Genomic DNA, 15,344 nt, shown 5'->3' with positions numbered 1-15,344 from the left:
GCATCTCGCGTCATCGTCACCTACTCCCAGCGGAAGAGCTTCGCGGCGATCGCGCTCGCGATCACTGCGATCCCCGCCATTATGGCAATCTGCAGCCAGAAGGGCTGCCCACCGGCGGTGGCGGTGACCTCGCCTGCTTCGGCGGACCACGCGGTGGTGAGAGCCTGCAGCCCGGGCGGTATGAATTCGCCGACCTCGCGCAGCAAGTCGGGCATGAGGACGCGGGGCAGGAAGGCCCCACCGAAGAACATCAGCGCAACGAACAGGAAGGTGCCGATCTGGTTCGCGGCACTGCTAGTTCGGACCACGGCTGCGGAGATCATGCCGATCCCGAGCAGTGCCGCATAGCCGACGATGAAGGCGACGACGAACTCCAGGGGCCGCTCGGGCGGCGCGATGTCCAGCACCGCCCACGCGAGGAGGATCATGAGTGCCGCGGAGACGACCACGGAGGCGAACGCGACAATTATCTGCGCGAGCAGGACGCTCCGCGGATGCGCAGGAGTGGTCGACAGCCTGCGCAGGATGCCGCGCTCACGATAAGTCGCGATCACTGCCGGGACGTGCTGCACGGCGATCATCACCATCCCGAACACCAGTGCGGTCGGAGCCCAGACGTCGATGGCCCGGAGCCCACCGGTTTCCGGCGACGGCTCTCTGAGTGCCGGGATGGCACCCAGCCCGAGTAGGAGTCCCGTCGGGAACAGCACACCGAACATGACGGTGGCAGAGTCTCGCAGGAAGAGTTTCGTCTCGACCTTGACCATCTTCCTGAGCGCATGCATCAGTCGGCCTTCCGCTCTGAGGGTTCTGGGGATTCCGGGGCGAGGCCCGTGAATGCCACGAACGCGTCGTCGAGGTTGCGCTGGTCGACGCGGAGATCCTCCACCACGACCTGCGCCCTGGCGAGAGCCCCTGCGACGCTGCTCAGAAGCTGTCCGTTGCCGGTGACGATCCAGCGGCCCTGGGCGATCTCGACGTCGGTCACGTCGGGAAGCACGGTCAGGACACTCTTGTCCAGCGGTTGACTCACGCGGAACCGGACCTGCTGCCCCGCGCTCGCCCGGGCAATCAGCCCTGCCGGCGTATCCACTGCGGCGACCCGGCCACCAGCGATGACGGCGACCCGGTCGCTGAGACGCTCCGCCTCATCCATGAAGTGCGTGACAAGGAGGATCGTCACGCCCGTGTCCCGGACCCGCTCGATGAGGCTCCAGGTATCGCGCCTCGCCTGCGGGTCCAGTCCCGTCGTGAGCTCGTCGAGAATCGCTACCTTCGGATTGCCGACCAGAGCGAGCGCGATCGAAAGCCGCTGCTTCTGCCCGCCCGAGAGCGCCGTGTACTGCGTGTTGCGCTTCTCGGTGAGACCGAGGAGCCCCATGAGTTCGCGCCAATCGGTGGGGTCCCGGTAGAAGGAGCTGTAGAGCTCAAGCGCTTCGGCGACCTTGATCGCGTCTGGGAAGCTGCTCTCCTGCAGTTGCACGCCGAGTCGCTCACGCAACTCAGCCCGGTCCTTGATCGGGTCGAGTCCCAGCACAGAGATCGAGCCCGAGTCGGGCGTTCGCAGGCCGGCGATGCTTTCGACGGTTGTCGTCTTGCCTGCGCCGTTGGGCCCGATGATGCCGAAGATCTCCCCCTCTTCAACGGTGAAGGAGACGTCATCGAGGGCAACGTGCTGCCCGTAGCGCTTGTGCAGGTTTCGGACTTCCAAGGCGGTCATCCTGCGAAGTTACGGGCGCACTGCAGCCCGCCACATCGACCGAAGCGTCTGGGCTCGGGTTGATGCGCGCCTCCACCGTTCGGTGGATGTACGGCGCCTTTGCCGGAACCTCCGAAGCCGTGTTGATGGTCGCACTATCGGTCACCGCGGCACACGCCTGACCTGGGGCATGGAGGTGGACCGGCCATGCTCGACCTCCGACGCCGGACCCAGCGCTCGGATCAACTCAGCATCGAGTGCTGTGGCTCTCGCTGTTATCTGGCGGGGTTCTATTGGCACTCCGTGGCGGCTTCCGCTGCTGAGTCATGCTGGCGGGTCTGCCCTGACCGAGGTCCCGGAAGCCGATGCTCGTGTGGAGCGTGCCGATGCGTGATCCCATGTGGGCACCGGTGTGCGGGGCCTCGACCGCCTCGTTCAGCTGCCACTCGTCGGCGGTGGGGTCGGGGAGGGCACTCTGCCTCAGACGGGAATACTCCGCCGACTGCCATAGTTGAGCCATACAGACTCAAGTCTTGCCACCCTGGTTTGACAACCTCGGACCGGCGAGGAAACTTGAGTGCGGAAGACTCAAGCAGATGTGGTCGCACCCACCGGGGCGGCCCGGAAGGAGCACACGAACATGGCACGATCGGTCGGAATCGACCTGGGCACCACCAACTCCGTGGTCGCCGTTCTGGAGGGTGGCGAGCCCACCGTCATCGCCAACGCCGAGGGTGCGCGCACCACGCCCTCCGTCGTGGCGTTCAGCAAGACCGGCGAGGTACTCGTCGGCGAGGTGGCCAAGCGCCAGGCCGTCACCAACGTAGACCGCACGGTCGCGTCGGTGAAGCGCCACATGGGCACGGACTGGTCCGTCTCCATCGACGACAAGCAGTACACGGCGCAGGAGATCTCCGCGCGGGTGCTCGGCAAGCTCAAGAAGGACGCCGAGGCCTACCTCGGCGAGCCCGTCACCGACGCCGTGATCACGGTGCCCGCGTACTTCAACGACGCCGAGCGCCAGGCCACCAAGGACGCCGGGCAGATCGCCGGTCTGAATGTGCAGCGCATCATCAACGAGCCCACCGCGGCCGCGCTCGCCTACGGCCTGGAGAAGGGCAAGGAGGACGAGCTCATCCTGGTCTTCGACCTCGGTGGTGGCACGTTCGACGTGTCCCTGCTCGAGGTGGGCAAGGACGACGACGGCTTCTCCACCATCCAGGTGCGGGCCACCAACGGCGACAACCGCCTCGGTGGCGACGACTGGGACCAGCGGATCGTCGACTGGCTGGTGACGCAGGTCAAGAACAGCTCCGGCGTGGACCTGGCCAAGGACAAGATCGCCGTCCAGCGCCTGCGTGAGGCGGCCGAGCAGGCCAAGAAGGAACTCTCTTCTGCCACCAGCACGAACATCTCCCTGCAGTACCTGTCGATGTCCGAGAACGGTCCGATCCACCTGGACGAGAAGCTCACCCGGGCCCAGTTCCAGCAGATGACCTCGGACCTGCTCGACCGCACCAAGGAGCCGTTCCACAACGTCATCAAGGACGCCGGCATCAGCCTGTCCGAGATCGACCACGTGGTGCTCGTCGGTGGTTCCACCCGGATGCCCGCCGTGACCGAGGTGGTCAAGGAGCTGACCGGTGGCAAGGAGCCCAACAAGGGCGTCAACCCGGACGAGGTCGTCGCCGTCGGTGCCGCGCTGCAGGCCGGCGTGCTCCAGGGTGAGCGCACCGACGTGCTGCTCATCGACGTCACCCCACTCTCCCTCGGCATCGAGACCAAGGGCGGCGTGATGACCAACATGATCGAGCGCAACACGGCCATCCCGACCAAGGGCTCCGCGGTGTTCTCCACCGCCGAGGACAACCAGCCGAGCGTGCTCATCCAGGTGTTCCAGGGCGAGCGTGACTTCGTCAAGGACAACAAGCCGCTGGGCACCTTCGAGCTGACCGGGATCGCCCCGGCGCCTCGTGGCGTCCCGCAGATCGAGGTCACCTTCGACATCGACGCGAACGGCATCGTGCACGTGTCCGCCAAGGACCGCGGCACGAACGCCGAGCAGTCGATGACGATCACCGGTGGGTCCGCCCTCCCCAAGGAGGAGATCGACCGGATGATCAAGGAGGCCGAGGCGCACGCCGCCGAGGACGCCGCCCGGCGCGAGGAGGCCGAGACCCGCAACACCGCGGAACAGCTCGCCTACTCGACCGAGAAGCTCCTCACGGACAACGCCGAGAAGCTGCCGGAGGACGTCGCCACCGAGGTGCGCGCCGCCGTCGACAAGCTCAAGGCCGCGCTCGCGGGTGAGGACATCGAGGCCGTCAAGACGGCCCAGACCGAGCTCGCCGCCGTGAGCCAGAAGATCGGCGAGGCGCTCTACGCCCAGCCCGACGCCGCCCCCGCCCCGGGCGAGGGTGCGCCGGCCGCCGAGGAGGCGGCCCCGGCCGCCGACGAGGACGACATCGTCGACGCCGAGATCGTGGACGAGGACGAGAAGAAGTGACGCCCGAGAACGAGTCCGAACCGGTCATCCGCGACAAGCGGCGACTCGACCCGAACACGGGCGAGGTCCGTAGCGAGGCAGGTGCCGCCGTCGAGCCCGACGGCGGTGCCGCCCAGGCGGACGCCTCGCCTGCCGAGCCGGTCGCCGACGGCGACACGGCGCCGTCGGGCGATGACGAGCTCGCCAAGGCGAAGGCCGAGGCGTTGGACCTTGCCGACCAGGTGGCCCGCGGCAAGGCGGACCTGTACAACCTGGACCAACGGTTCAACAACTTCGTCAAGCGGTCCCGCGCCGAGGCAGAGGTCGAGAAGACCCGCGGCACGCACTCCGTCATCGAGGCACTGATCCCGGTCCTCGACGACATCGCCGCGGCCCGTCAGCACCAGGCGCTCGAGGGTCCGTTCGCGTCCATCGCGGACAAGCTCGAGAGCACGCTGACCACCCGGTTCGCTCTGGAGCGGTTCGGTGCGGAGGGGGAGGAGTTCGACCCCAACGTGCACGAGGCGCTCATGCACAACCAGAGCCCGGACGTCACGGTGGACACCATCACCACCGTGCTCCAGCCGGGCTACCGTGCCGGTGACGTCGTCATCCGCCCCGCGCGGGTAGGGGTCACCGGCCCAGAATGACAGCACACGATCGAGGAGGTGAGGCATGACCGGACAGGACTGGCTCGAGAAGGACTTCTACAAGATGCTCGGCGTGTCCAAGGATGCCGACGCCGCCGAGGTCAAGAAGGCCTACCGCAAGCTCGCCCGCACTTGGCACCCGGACCAGAACCCCGGTGACGCCAAGGCCGAGGCGAAGTTCAAGGAGATCGGCGAGGCCTACGGTGTGCTCTCCGACGCCGAGCAGCGCAAGCAGTACGACGCGCTGCGGGCCATGGCCGGAGGCGGACCGCGGTTCGCCTCCGGCGCCGGGGGCGCGAACACCGGCGGCTTCGAGGATCTCTTCGGGGGCATGTTCAACCAGGGAGCTCCTGGTGGCGGCACCCGGGTGAGGTACTCGACCGACGGTGGCGGCATGCCCGGCGGGGGCTTCGAGGACATCCTCGGAGGCCTGTTCGGCGGAGGCATGCCGGGCGGCGCGGGCGCCGGGTTCCGAGCCCCGCAGAAGGGTGGGGACATCACCACGTCCGCCTCGCTGCCGTTCCGCACGGCCGTGCAGGGCGCCACGGTGTCCCTGACCATCGACGGCGGCAGGTCGATGAACGTGCGGATCCCCGCGGGTGTCACCGACGGCCAGAAGATCCGTCTGGCCGGCAAGGGGCAGGCCTCCATCAACGGCGGCAGCCCCGGGGACCTGGTGGTGACGGTGCGCGTCGAGCCGCATCCGGTGTTCGGTATCAACGGGCGCAACCTGACCATCACGGTGCCGATCACGTTCCCGGAGGCCGTCAACGGGGCCACCATCACGGTGCCCACGCTGGACGGTTCCTCCGTGAAGCTGAAGGTCCCGGCGGGCACCCAGTCCGGCGCACGGCTGCGCGCCAAGGGCAAGGGGGTGGCCACCAAGAACGGCACCGGTGACCTGATCGTCACCCTCGAGGTCGCCGTCCCGCGCAACCTCAACAAGGACGCTCGGGCCGCCCTCGAACAGTTCGCGGCGGCCAGCGACGGTACCGACCCGAGGGCCGGGCTCGCCGCAGCAGCCAGGAGCTGATAGGTCATGGCCGCGACGTATGACGCACCGGTGCTGGCGATTTCGATCGCGGCGGAGGCCGCCGGGATGCACCCGCAGACGTTGCGTCAGTACGACCGACTGGGGCTGGTGGTCCCGCGCCGCACGAGCGGGCGGGGCCGCCGGTACTCCCAGCGTGACGTCGACGTGCTGCGCGAGGTGCAGCGCCTCTCCCAGGAGGAGGGCATCAACCTCGCCGGCATCAAGCGGATCCTCGAGCTCGCGGCAGAGAACGAGCGGCTCGAGGGCGAGGTCGCCCGTCTCAACCAACTCCTCGGCGGTGGCCGGCGGGTGTTCCACGCCAGCCCCGGCGGCGACGTCGTCGCGGTGCCGCTCGGCACCCGGTTGCGCCGCGTGCGCTCGTCCGCGGGTGCGCTCGTGGTCTGGCAGCCGCCGCGTCGCTGAGTCCGGGATCGCCCGGCTCGAGCGGCGGACTCAGCAGCGGTTGGCTAGCGTGAGAACCCGACACAACCGATCCGCGGTCAGTCGATCAGATGGGGACTCAGATGTCGCAGCAACCGCCGAGTGGATATGAGCAGCCTGACCAGGAGCCGGAAGCCCGGTCCGGGCCGGGCGGCCAGCAGCCGCCGCAGGCGCCGGCCGGAGGGGCCCAGGAGCAGTCCTACGGCCAGCAGTCGGCGGCCGGAGGGGCCCACGACCCGTCGTACGGCCAGCAGCCGCCGCAGGCACCGGCCGCAGCCGCCCACGAGCAGTCCTACGGCCAGCAACAGCCGTACGGTCAGCCCGCCCAGCCGGGTCAGCCCGCCCAACCGGGTCAGCCCGCCCAACCGGGTCAGCCCGCCCAGCAGTTCCCGCCGACGCCACCCGCGGCGCCCGGCGGTCAAGCGGCTCCCTACGGTCAGGCCCAGGGCTACGGCCAGGGACAGGCGTACGGCCAGACCCAGGCCGGGGGCCAGTGGGGCGCACCGCAGCAGCGTGAGCCAGGTTTCTTCGCGTCACTGTTCGACCTGAGCTTCTCCCGCTACATCACCCTCCGCTTCGCGAAGGTCCTGTTCATCCTCGCGATCGTCTTCATCGCGCTCGGCTGGCTCGGTGCCGTGGTGTCCGCCTTCAACTTCGACCCCTACGGCGGCTTCTACGACGACGACGGCGGCGCCGGAGCAGTCCTCGGCGTCCTCACGTTGCTGTTCGGCTGGATCCCCGGGTTCATCACCCTGCTCCTGGTACGGGTCGGTCTGGAGTTCGCGGTCGCGACGATCAAGACCGCCCAGAACACCTCCAAGCTGGCGGATCGCACCTGAGCCGAGTGCTGTCGGGCACGTAGGGCACCGGGCACCGCGCTATCGTCAAATGGCCGCGGTGCCCGTGTCCTGGCTGAGGGGGTGATGGTGCCCGATGGTGGAGAAGACCCCGACGGTCTACGACGTCGCCGAGATGGCGGGCGTGTCCATCGCGACCGTCTCGCGCTACTTCCGCAACCCCGCCGCCGTCCGGGAGACCACTCGCGAACGCGTCCGGGAGGTCGTTCGAGAGCTCGGCTACGTGCCGTCGGGCAGCGCCCGCGGCCTGGCCGCCCGCCGCACCGGCACCATCGGCGTGTGCTTCCCCAGCTTCGACGACGTCGCCCGGATCGACGCCCGCCGGCTTGAGAGCGGACCGCCGGTCCAGGTGCGGGTGGACGCCGACGCCCACGTGGACACCGGCAGTGACCTCTACATCGCCGAGGTGGTCCGCGGCACCGAGATCGAAGCCTGGCGGCACGGGTTCGCGGTGATGATCGCGGTCCCGCGGGGTGCCGCCGCACACAACGTCGTGGAGGGGCTGGCCGGGCGGGTGGACGGCCTCGTCACCCTGGCCCGGGCGATCGATGCGGACCAGCTCGGGCACATCGCCCGCCGGCTCCCGGTGGTCGTGGTCGCCGGGCCCCGCGAGGGTGACGTCTACGACCACGTCACCGCGAACAACCACGGCGGAATGGTCGCGCTCACCGACCACCTGATCGCCGATCACCGGCTCACGCGGCTGGAGTTCGTCGGCGGGCCCGAGGACTCGCCCGACGCCCAGACCCGGTTCGAGGGCTTCACCGAGGCCATGCTGCTCGCCGGGCTCGGCGTCCCGGAACGCCCGATCTCCCGCTCCGACTTCACCCGGGCCGGTGGCCGCGAGACCGGCCGGCGACTGCTCGCCGAGGGACTGCTCGAGGACCTCGACGGACTCGTCTGCGCGAACGACCAGAGCGCCCTCGGTGTCCTCGACGAGCTCACGGCAGCCGGGCTGCGGGTGCCGCAGGACCTGGTCGTGACCGGGTTCGACGGGATCGAGGCGAGCAACGTGTCCACACCGCGGCTGACCACCGTTCGGCAGCCGATGGTCGAGCTCGGACGGCTCGCCGTGGCGCAGGTGCTGCACCGGCTGAATGAGCCGATGGCGGAGCCGACCACCCGGGTCCTGCCCGTCGAGGTCCTGCTCCGGGACAGCTGCGGCCCCCACCGACGGCCGGCCTGACCGGACCGCTCCTCCAGGTCCCCGGGCCGGGGTCTCCCGGTCCGCGCCGTCGAGCGCGCACTTGCCCTGGGTCGGCTCGCAGTTGGAACGTGGCAAGTGCGCGTTCGTCGAGTGCAGCCGGGCCACATGGCCGCGGCAGGGTCGGGGCGGGCGGCCACTTCGGGTTGCGGACCGAAATGTATGCGCATACAGTCGAACGCGGCGGCTGGGTGCCCTCCCGCCACGTGACGATGAAGACACGAAGGAGACCACCATGCAACGCCGACGCAGGTCGCGCTGGCCACTGTTCGGATCGGCCCTCGGGGTGGCAGTGCTGCTGGCCACGAGTGCCTGCACCGTGGACGTGCCGACCGAGGACGACAACAACGACGGCGGCGGGGCAGACGGCACGTCGATGCTGCTCGCCGCGGACAACGGCTCACCCACGTTCGAACGCAACTTCAACCCGTACTCGCCGGGCAAGCGGACCACCACCACCTTGATCTACGAGCCGCTGTTCGTCACGAACACCCTCGACGGCACTGAGACGCCGTTCTTGGCCAGCGAGAAGGAGCAGCCGGATCCGGCCACGGTGATCTTCACCATCCGTGAGGACGTCACCTGGTCCGACGGCGAGGAGTTCACCCCCGACGACGTGGTCTTCACGTTCGACCTCCTCAAGGAGTTCCCCGCCCTCGACACGAACGGCGTCTGGGCCCTGATCGAGTCCATCGAGGTGGACGGCCAGGACGTGGTCATCCACCTCACCGGGGACAACGTGCCCGCCGCGGCGATCATCCAGAAGACGATCATCGTGCCCGAGCACCTGTGGGCCGACGTCGAGGATCCCACCACCTACACCAACGAGGATCCGGTCGGCACCGGGCCGTACGCGCTCGGCGAGTTCACCCCGAACGAGTACACCCTCGAGCGCAACGAGGACTACTGGCAGGTCGAGAACGTGGCCGCGCAGGAGTTGATCCTGCCCGCCTCGAACACCCAGTTGGACGTCGTCAACAACGGCTACGACTGGGCCTACGCGTTCATGTCCGACGTCGAGAACACCTGGGTCGCCGCCGCAGAGGGCAACACGTACTGGTTCCCGCCGGGCGGCACCATCGCCCTGTTCCCGAACCTGACCATGGCGCCGTTCGACAACCCGGAGTTCCGGCTCGGCCTCTCGGCCGCCCTGGACCGGGACCGGATCGCCGAGGTCGCCGAGGAGGGCTACGTGGACGCGGCCGGCATGTCCGGCCTGCTGCTGCCGAACCAGGAGGCCTTCCTGAACCCGGATCTGCCCGACGGCGGCGCCGTCGCCCAGGACGTCGACGCCGCTCTGGCGCACTTCGAGGCCGCCGGGTACACGATGTCCGGCGACCAGCTCGTCGACTCCGCGGGCACGCCCCTCGCACTGACCCTGACCACCCCGAACGGGTGGACGGACTGGCTGCGCGGCGCCACCGAGGTGCAGACCCAGCTCGCCGCGGTCGGCATCGAGGTCACCCTCAACCAGCCCCAGCCGGCCGCGTACCAGCAGGAACTCCAGAACGGGAACTTCCAGCTCTCGATGGGCTCCTTCGGTGGCACCGGCTCGATCTACGAGGACTACAACAGGCTCCTCTCGAGCGAGTTCCTGCAGCCCGTCGGCACCACCACCACGGCGAACTTCCAGCGCTACTCCGACCCGGACACCGACGCCCTGCTCGCCGAGCTCCGCGTCACCCTGGACGAGGCCCGGCAGCTGGAGATCGCGCACGAGCTGCAGACCATCATGTTCGAGCAGGCGCCCGTGATCTCGATGTTCTACGGCGGCCTGTGGGGCCTGTTCAGCGAGGCCAACTTCACCGGCTGGCCCAGCGCGGAGGACCCCTACGCCTCGCCGGCCACCTGGGACGCGAACCCGCTCCTGGTGCTGACGAACATCGAAGCAGCGGGCTGACCCCGGCACGGATCGGATGCGGTCCCCGGACGCCCCGCGCACCGGGGCCCGCATCCGCCCGGCCGACCACGCCCCGAACCGGGGCGACCCGCAGCAACCACGCTCCGCCGTCGACCACCGAAGGAGGTGACCCATGCGCTACGTGCTCCGCAAGATCGGCCTGCTCCTGCTGACCCTGTGGGCGGCGGTGACCCTGAACTTCTTCCTGCCCCGGATGATGCCCGGCTCACCCACCGACGCCGCGATCGCGAAGCTCGCGCAGAACGGCCCGGTGAGCCCGGCCACCCGCGCCGCGATCGAGGCCCAGCTCGGGGTTCCGACCGGCAACATCGGGGACCAGTACGTCACCTACCTCGGCAACGTGCTCACCCTGGACTTCGGTGTCTCGTACACGTTCTTCCCGCAGTCCGTCTCCGAACTGGTGCTCACCGCGCTGCCCTGGACGCTCGTGATGGTCGGCGTGGTGACGATCGTCGCGTTCGTGCTCGGGACCCTGCTCGGCGTGCTCGCCGCCTGGAAGCGGGGCACGTTCCTGGACTCGCTGCCGACCCTGACCGGGACGTTCACCTCCGCGTTCCCGTACTTCTGGACGGCGCTGCTGCTGCTGTTCTTCCTCGGCTACGTGCTGCAGTGGTTCCCGACGTCGGGCGCCTACTCCGCGCGGGCCACCCCGAACCTGTCGCTGGAGTTCATCGCCGACGCCGCCTACCACGCGGTCCTGCCGGCCGTGACGATCCTGATCACCTCCCTCGGCGGGTGGATCCTCGGCATGCGCAACACGATGATCAACACGCTCGGCGACGACTACGTGACCTTCGCCGAGGCGAACGGGCTTGCGCCAAGGGCCGTGGCGCTGAAGTACGCGGCCCGGAACGCGATCCTGCCGAACCTGACCGGCTTCGGGCTCGCCCTCGGTGGTGTGGTCGGCGGGTCCCTGCTCGTCGAGCGGGTGTTCAACTACCCCGGCGTCGGGTACCTGCTCTACAACGCGGTCACGAATCAGGACTTCCCACTGATGCAGGCGCTGTTCCTGATGATCACCGTCAGCGTCCTCGTCGCGAACTTCATCGTCGACGTGCTCTACGGCTACCTGGACCCGAGGACGAGGCGATGACCGAGAAGGAGGCCACCGCCCGCGACGAGGCGCCGCAGCCGACGCGGCCCTCGCCGTCGGGCCGGCAGAACCCGAACGACACCGTCGACGGCGCAGGTGCGGCCGTGCAGGTCGCCGCACCGGCGAGCCCGCTCACCGTACTCGGCCGTGCGGCCGGCACGATCTGGTCGGTGCCGAAGGCGCGGGTCGGGCTGATCCTGCTCGCCGTGTTCCTCCTGGCCGCCGTGTTCGCACCGCTGCTCGCGCCGTACGCGCCGACGGACAACACCTTCGGCCGCGCCGAGGGTGGCAGTGCCGCGCACCCGCTCGGCACCACGACCGCGGGTGAGGACGTGCTCTCCCAGCTGATCTACGGGTCCCGGGTGTCGGTGCTGGTGGGCTTCGTTGCGGGCTTCGGGGCCACGCTGATCGCGGTGCTGCTCGGGATGTCCTGGGGGTACACGCGCGGGTTCGCGGCGGACGTCATCAACTTCTTCGTCAACCTGTTCCTGGTCATCCCCGGGCTGCCGCTGATGATCGTCCTGGCCGCGTACCTGCAGGGTGGCGGGCTGGCGATGATCATCTTCGTCGTGGTGATCACGGGCTGGGCGTGGGGTGCGCGGGTGCTGCGCTCGCAGACCCAATCACTGCGCAGCCGCGACTTCATCACCGCCGCGCAGTTCAGCGGCGAGTCCTCGTTCCGGATCGTGTTCCGGGAGATCCTGCCGAACATGACCTCCCTGATCACCGGGAGCTTCTTCGGGGCGGCCACCGCGGCCATCCTCGCCGAGTCGGGCCTGTCCTTCCTCGGCCTGGGCAACACGGCGATGGTCAGTTGGGGATCGATGCTGTTCTGGGCGCAGAACTCCAATGCGATCCTCACCGGGCAATGGGTGCTGCTGTTCGCGCCGGGGCTGTGCATCGCGCTGCTGGCCACGTCCCTGACGCTGATCAACTTCGGGGTGGACGGGCTGTCCAACCCGCGCCTGAGGGAGGGCAAGGGCCGATGACGTTGCTCGACGTGCAGGACCTGTCCATCGTCTACGAACCCCGCGGGGCCGAACCGGTCACCGCCGTGCGTGGCGCCACGTTCACCCTCGAACAGGGCGAGTTCATCGGCCTCGTCGGCGAGTCCGGGTCCGGCAAGTCCACCCTCGGGTTCGCGCTCACCGGGCTCGCGAAGGCGCCGGCCCGGATCACCTCCGGGCGGATCACGTTCGACGGCACCGACATCGCCCACCTCGGCGGCGAGGACCTGCGCCGCCAGCGCCGAGGCGGTTTCGCGATGGTGCTCCAGTCCGGCATGAACGCACTGAACCCGGTGCGCACCATCGGCAACCACTTCGCGGACATCTTCGCGGCGCACGAGCACGTGCCGCGGGGACGGCGCCGGGAGCGTGCGGTCGAACTCGTGGAGAAGGTCAAGCTGCCCGCCTCGGTGCTGGACCGGTACCCGGGCGAGCTCTCCGGCGGCATGCGGCAGCGGGTCGCGATCGCGCTCGCGATGTCCCTCGACCCGCGGCTGCTGGTCTTCGACGAGCCCACCACCGCGCTGGACGTGCTCGTCCAGCGGGCCGTGATGGAGACGATCATCGAGCTGCAGCGGGAGGAGAACTTCACCGCGATCCTGGTCAGCCACGACCTCGGCGTGGTCCTGGAGTCCACGGCGCGGGTGCTCGTGATGCACGAGGGTGTCATCGTCGAGGACGGCCCGTCGGCCCGGATCCTGCGGGACCCACAGGACGACTACACGAAGATGCTGCTCAGCCACTACGCGGACCCGCGGGCCGAGGTCGTCGAACTGCCCGGGCTGCGCGTGGCCGGTTCGCAGATCAGCACCACCGGCGAACCGCCGGCCGCGATCGGGACGGACGCTGCGCCGTCGGGCGGTGCGAAGGCCCGGACCGGGCGCACCCGCGAGGCGGTGGTGCTCGAGGGCGTCGGCAAGGTCTACCCGCCGCCGCGCCGCGGCGAGGACCCGGTGGTCGCGGTCGACGACGTCTCGTTCACGATCGAGCCCGGCGACGCGCTGGCCCTGGTCGGGGCGAGCGGGTCCGGGAAGTCGACCATCGCGAAGCTGATCACCGGCGTCGAGCGGCCCACCTCCGGCACCGTGCGCCTGGGTGAGACCGATGTCGGATCGCTGCGCCGGGGCGGCCTGCGGCGGCTGCGCCGCGACGTGCAGATGGTCTTCCAGGACCCGTACTCGGCGCTGAACCCGCTGCACAGCGTCGAGTACACGCTGATGCGGCCGGTCGTGAACTTCGGTGGCCTGCGTGGCCTCGAGGCCCGACGGCGGGTGCTGGAGCTGCTGGACATCGTCGGCCTGGCGCCGGTGGAACAGTTCGCGGCGAAACTGCCGCACCAGCTCTCGGGTGGGCAGCGTCAGCGCGTCGTGATCGCGCGCGCCCTCGCCTGCGACCCGCAGGTGATCATCGCCGACGAGCCGGTCTCGATGCTGGACGTGTCCCTGCGCGCCGGTGTGCTCGCGCTGATCGAGGGGCTGCGTGAGCAGTGGGGCGTGAGCCTGCTGTTCATCACCCACGACCTGCTCAGCGCGCGCCTGGTCACGGACAAGATCCTCGTGCTCAACCGCGGCCGGGTGGTCGAACGCGGTGAGACCGCGCAGGTGCTGCGGTTCCCGGAGGACGCCTACACCGTCGAACTGCTCGACGCCGTACCGCAGCCCGGCCGGGCCGCCGACTGACCCGTGCCACCCGTCGATCCTGGAGGCCGAAGATCATGACCGCAGCAGAAACCACCCAGCCACTGGTGTTCCCGGACGGGTTCCGCTGGGGCGCGGCCACGGCCGCCCACCAGATCGAGGGCAACAACCTCAACAACGACTGGTGGCCGCGCGAGCACGCCCCGGGCACCTCGATCGCCGAACCCAGTGGGGACGCGTGCGACTCCTACCACCGCTATGGCGAGGACATCACGCTGCTCGCCGAACTCGGCCTGGACACGTACCGGTTCTCGATCGAGTGGAGCCGCATCGAACCCGAGGAGGGCTTCGTCTCCCGCGCCGAGATCGCCCACTACCAGCGCATGGTCGAGGCCTGCCAGGCGGCCGGGCTGACCCCGATGGTCTCGCTGATGCACTTCACCGTGCCGCGCTGGTTCGCCGACGACGGCGGGTGGCGCTCCGCGAAGGCGGTGGACCGGTTCCGCCGGTTCACCGAGCTTGCGCTGCCCATCGTGGCCGACGGCGTCCCGTGGGTGTGCACGATCAACGAACCGAACATCGCAGCCATGATCGCCGGCGGCGAGGACCCGGCGAACCTGGTCGCCTACGGGCTGCCGGCGCCGGACCTGGCCGTCGCGGACACGCTGCTCGCCTGCCACCGGGCCGCCCGGGAGGTGCTCGCCGAGCACACCTCGGTCGCCTCCGGGTGGACCGTGGCGACCCAGGCGTTCCAGCCCGAGCCGGGCTGTGAGGACGTCGCCCGCGAGTACGGCCACCAGCGCGACGACTGGTACCTCGAGGCCGTCCGCGGCGACGACTGGGTGGGTGTCCAGGCCTACACCCGCACCATCATCGGACCGGACGGTCCGCGCCAGGTGCCCGACGGTGTCGAGACGACCCTGACCGGGTGGGAGTACTACCCGCCCGCGCTCGAGATCGGGGTGCGCTCCGCCTGGGAGCTGACCGGCGGGGTGCCGGTGTTCGTCACGGAGAACGGCATCGCCACCGCCGACGACACCCGCCGCATCGACTACACCGCCGGCGCGCTCGCCGGCCTGCACGCCGCCATCGCCGACGGCGTGGACGTCTGGGGCTACCTGCACTGGAGCGCCCTCGACAACTACGAGTGGGCCAGCGGCTTCCGGCCCACGTTCGGGCTGATCGGGGTGGACCGGCAGACGTTCGCGCGCACCCCGAAGCCGAGTGCCGCCTGGCTGGGGGAGGTGGCCCGCACCAACACGCTGAGCACGCCAGCGCCGCAGTGATGGGCGCTGATGGCAGCTGATGGCATCGAGA

13 protein-coding genes are annotated in these 15,344 nt (G+C 69.6%); 11 read left to right on the top strand and 2 right to left on the bottom strand.

The window, feature by feature from the left end; all coding sequences use genetic code 11:
• Positions 1-20: 20 nt before the first annotated feature.
• Both GKS42_RS24075 and GKS42_RS24070 read right to left on the bottom strand, forming a co-directional pair.
• On the bottom strand, positions 21-785 hold the full coding sequence (locus GKS42_RS24075; RefSeq protein ID WP_210769260.1) for an ABC transporter permease: 765 nt from the start codon (positions 783-785) through the stop codon (positions 21-23).
• Entirely contained in the window at positions 785-1,720 is a 936-nt protein-coding gene (locus GKS42_RS24070; protein ID WP_154796132.1) for an ABC transporter ATP-binding protein, read from the bottom strand. Before GKS42_RS24070 ends, GKS42_RS24075 begins: the two co-directional genes overlap by 1 nt.
• A 619-nt stretch (positions 1,721-2,339) precedes the next feature.
• On the opposite strand from GKS42_RS24070, the gene dnaK reads away from it, so the two are divergent.
• The 11 genes from dnaK (at position 2,340) to GKS42_RS24015 (ending at position 15,313) form a co-directional block, all read left to right on the top strand.
• Complete coding sequence (dnaK, locus tag GKS42_RS24065; protein ID WP_154796131.1) at positions 2,340-4,205, top strand: molecular chaperone DnaK; 1,866 nt, start codon at positions 2,340-2,342, stop codon at positions 4,203-4,205.
• The gene (locus tag GKS42_RS24060; protein ID WP_232847827.1) at positions 4,202-4,834 is read left to right on the top strand and encodes a nucleotide exchange factor GrpE; all 633 of its coding nucleotides are present in this window, start codon (positions 4,202-4,204) and stop codon (positions 4,832-4,834) included. The genes dnaK and GKS42_RS24060 overlap by 4 nt, the downstream gene beginning before the upstream one ends.
• A gap of 25 nt (positions 4,835-4,859) precedes the next feature.
• Positions 4,860-5,867: a DnaJ C-terminal domain-containing protein gene (locus tag GKS42_RS24055; RefSeq protein ID WP_154796130.1), complete on the top strand. Its 1,008-nt coding sequence runs from the start codon at positions 4,860-4,862 to the stop codon at positions 5,865-5,867.
• 6 nt (positions 5,868-5,873) lie between these two features.
• Positions 5,874-6,290, top strand: coding sequence for a heat shock protein transcriptional repressor HspR (locus GKS42_RS24050; protein ID WP_154796129.1), 417 nt, complete (start codon positions 5,874-5,876; stop codon positions 6,288-6,290).
• 101 nt (positions 6,291-6,391) lie between these two features.
• Complete coding sequence (locus GKS42_RS24045) at positions 6,392-7,147, top strand: DUF4282 domain-containing protein (protein ID WP_154796128.1); 756 nt, start codon at positions 6,392-6,394, stop codon at positions 7,145-7,147.
• A gap of 94 nt (positions 7,148-7,241) precedes the next feature.
• Positions 7,242-8,351: a LacI family DNA-binding transcriptional regulator gene (locus GKS42_RS24040; protein ID WP_154796127.1), complete on the top strand. Its 1,110-nt coding sequence runs from the start codon at positions 7,242-7,244 to the stop codon at positions 8,349-8,351.
• 253 nt (positions 8,352-8,604) lie between these two features.
• Complete coding sequence (locus GKS42_RS24035) at positions 8,605-10,269, top strand: ABC transporter substrate-binding protein (RefSeq protein ID WP_154796126.1); 1,665 nt, start codon at positions 8,605-8,607, stop codon at positions 10,267-10,269.
• Positions 10,270-10,402: 133 nt separating this feature from the next.
• The gene (locus tag GKS42_RS24030) at positions 10,403-11,383 is read left to right on the top strand and encodes an ABC transporter permease (RefSeq protein WP_154796125.1); all 981 of its coding nucleotides are present in this window, start codon (positions 10,403-10,405) and stop codon (positions 11,381-11,383) included.
• A complete protein-coding gene (locus GKS42_RS24025; RefSeq protein ID WP_154796124.1) occupies positions 11,380-12,372 on the top strand; it encodes an ABC transporter permease in 993 nt (330 codons plus the stop codon). The genes GKS42_RS24030 and GKS42_RS24025 overlap by 4 nt, the downstream gene beginning before the upstream one ends.
• Positions 12,369-14,069: an ABC transporter ATP-binding protein gene (locus tag GKS42_RS24020; RefSeq protein WP_154796123.1), complete on the top strand. Its 1,701-nt coding sequence runs from the start codon at positions 12,369-12,371 to the stop codon at positions 14,067-14,069. The genes GKS42_RS24025 and GKS42_RS24020 overlap by 4 nt, the downstream gene beginning before the upstream one ends.
• Before the next feature lie 35 nt (positions 14,070-14,104).
• Complete coding sequence (locus GKS42_RS24015; RefSeq protein ID WP_154796122.1) at positions 14,105-15,313, top strand: glycoside hydrolase family 1 protein; 1,209 nt, start codon at positions 14,105-14,107, stop codon at positions 15,311-15,313.
• The last annotated feature ends 31 nt before the right edge of the window (positions 15,314-15,344 follow it).

Origin of the sequence: Occultella kanbiaonis, from assembly GCF_009708215.1 — a bacterium.
Lineage (GTDB): Bacteria > Actinomycetota > Actinomycetes > Actinomycetales > Beutenbergiaceae > Occultella > Occultella kanbiaonis.
The sequence above is the reverse complement of the archived record's forward strand: the minus strand, read 5'-3'. Positions and strand labels throughout refer to the sequence as shown.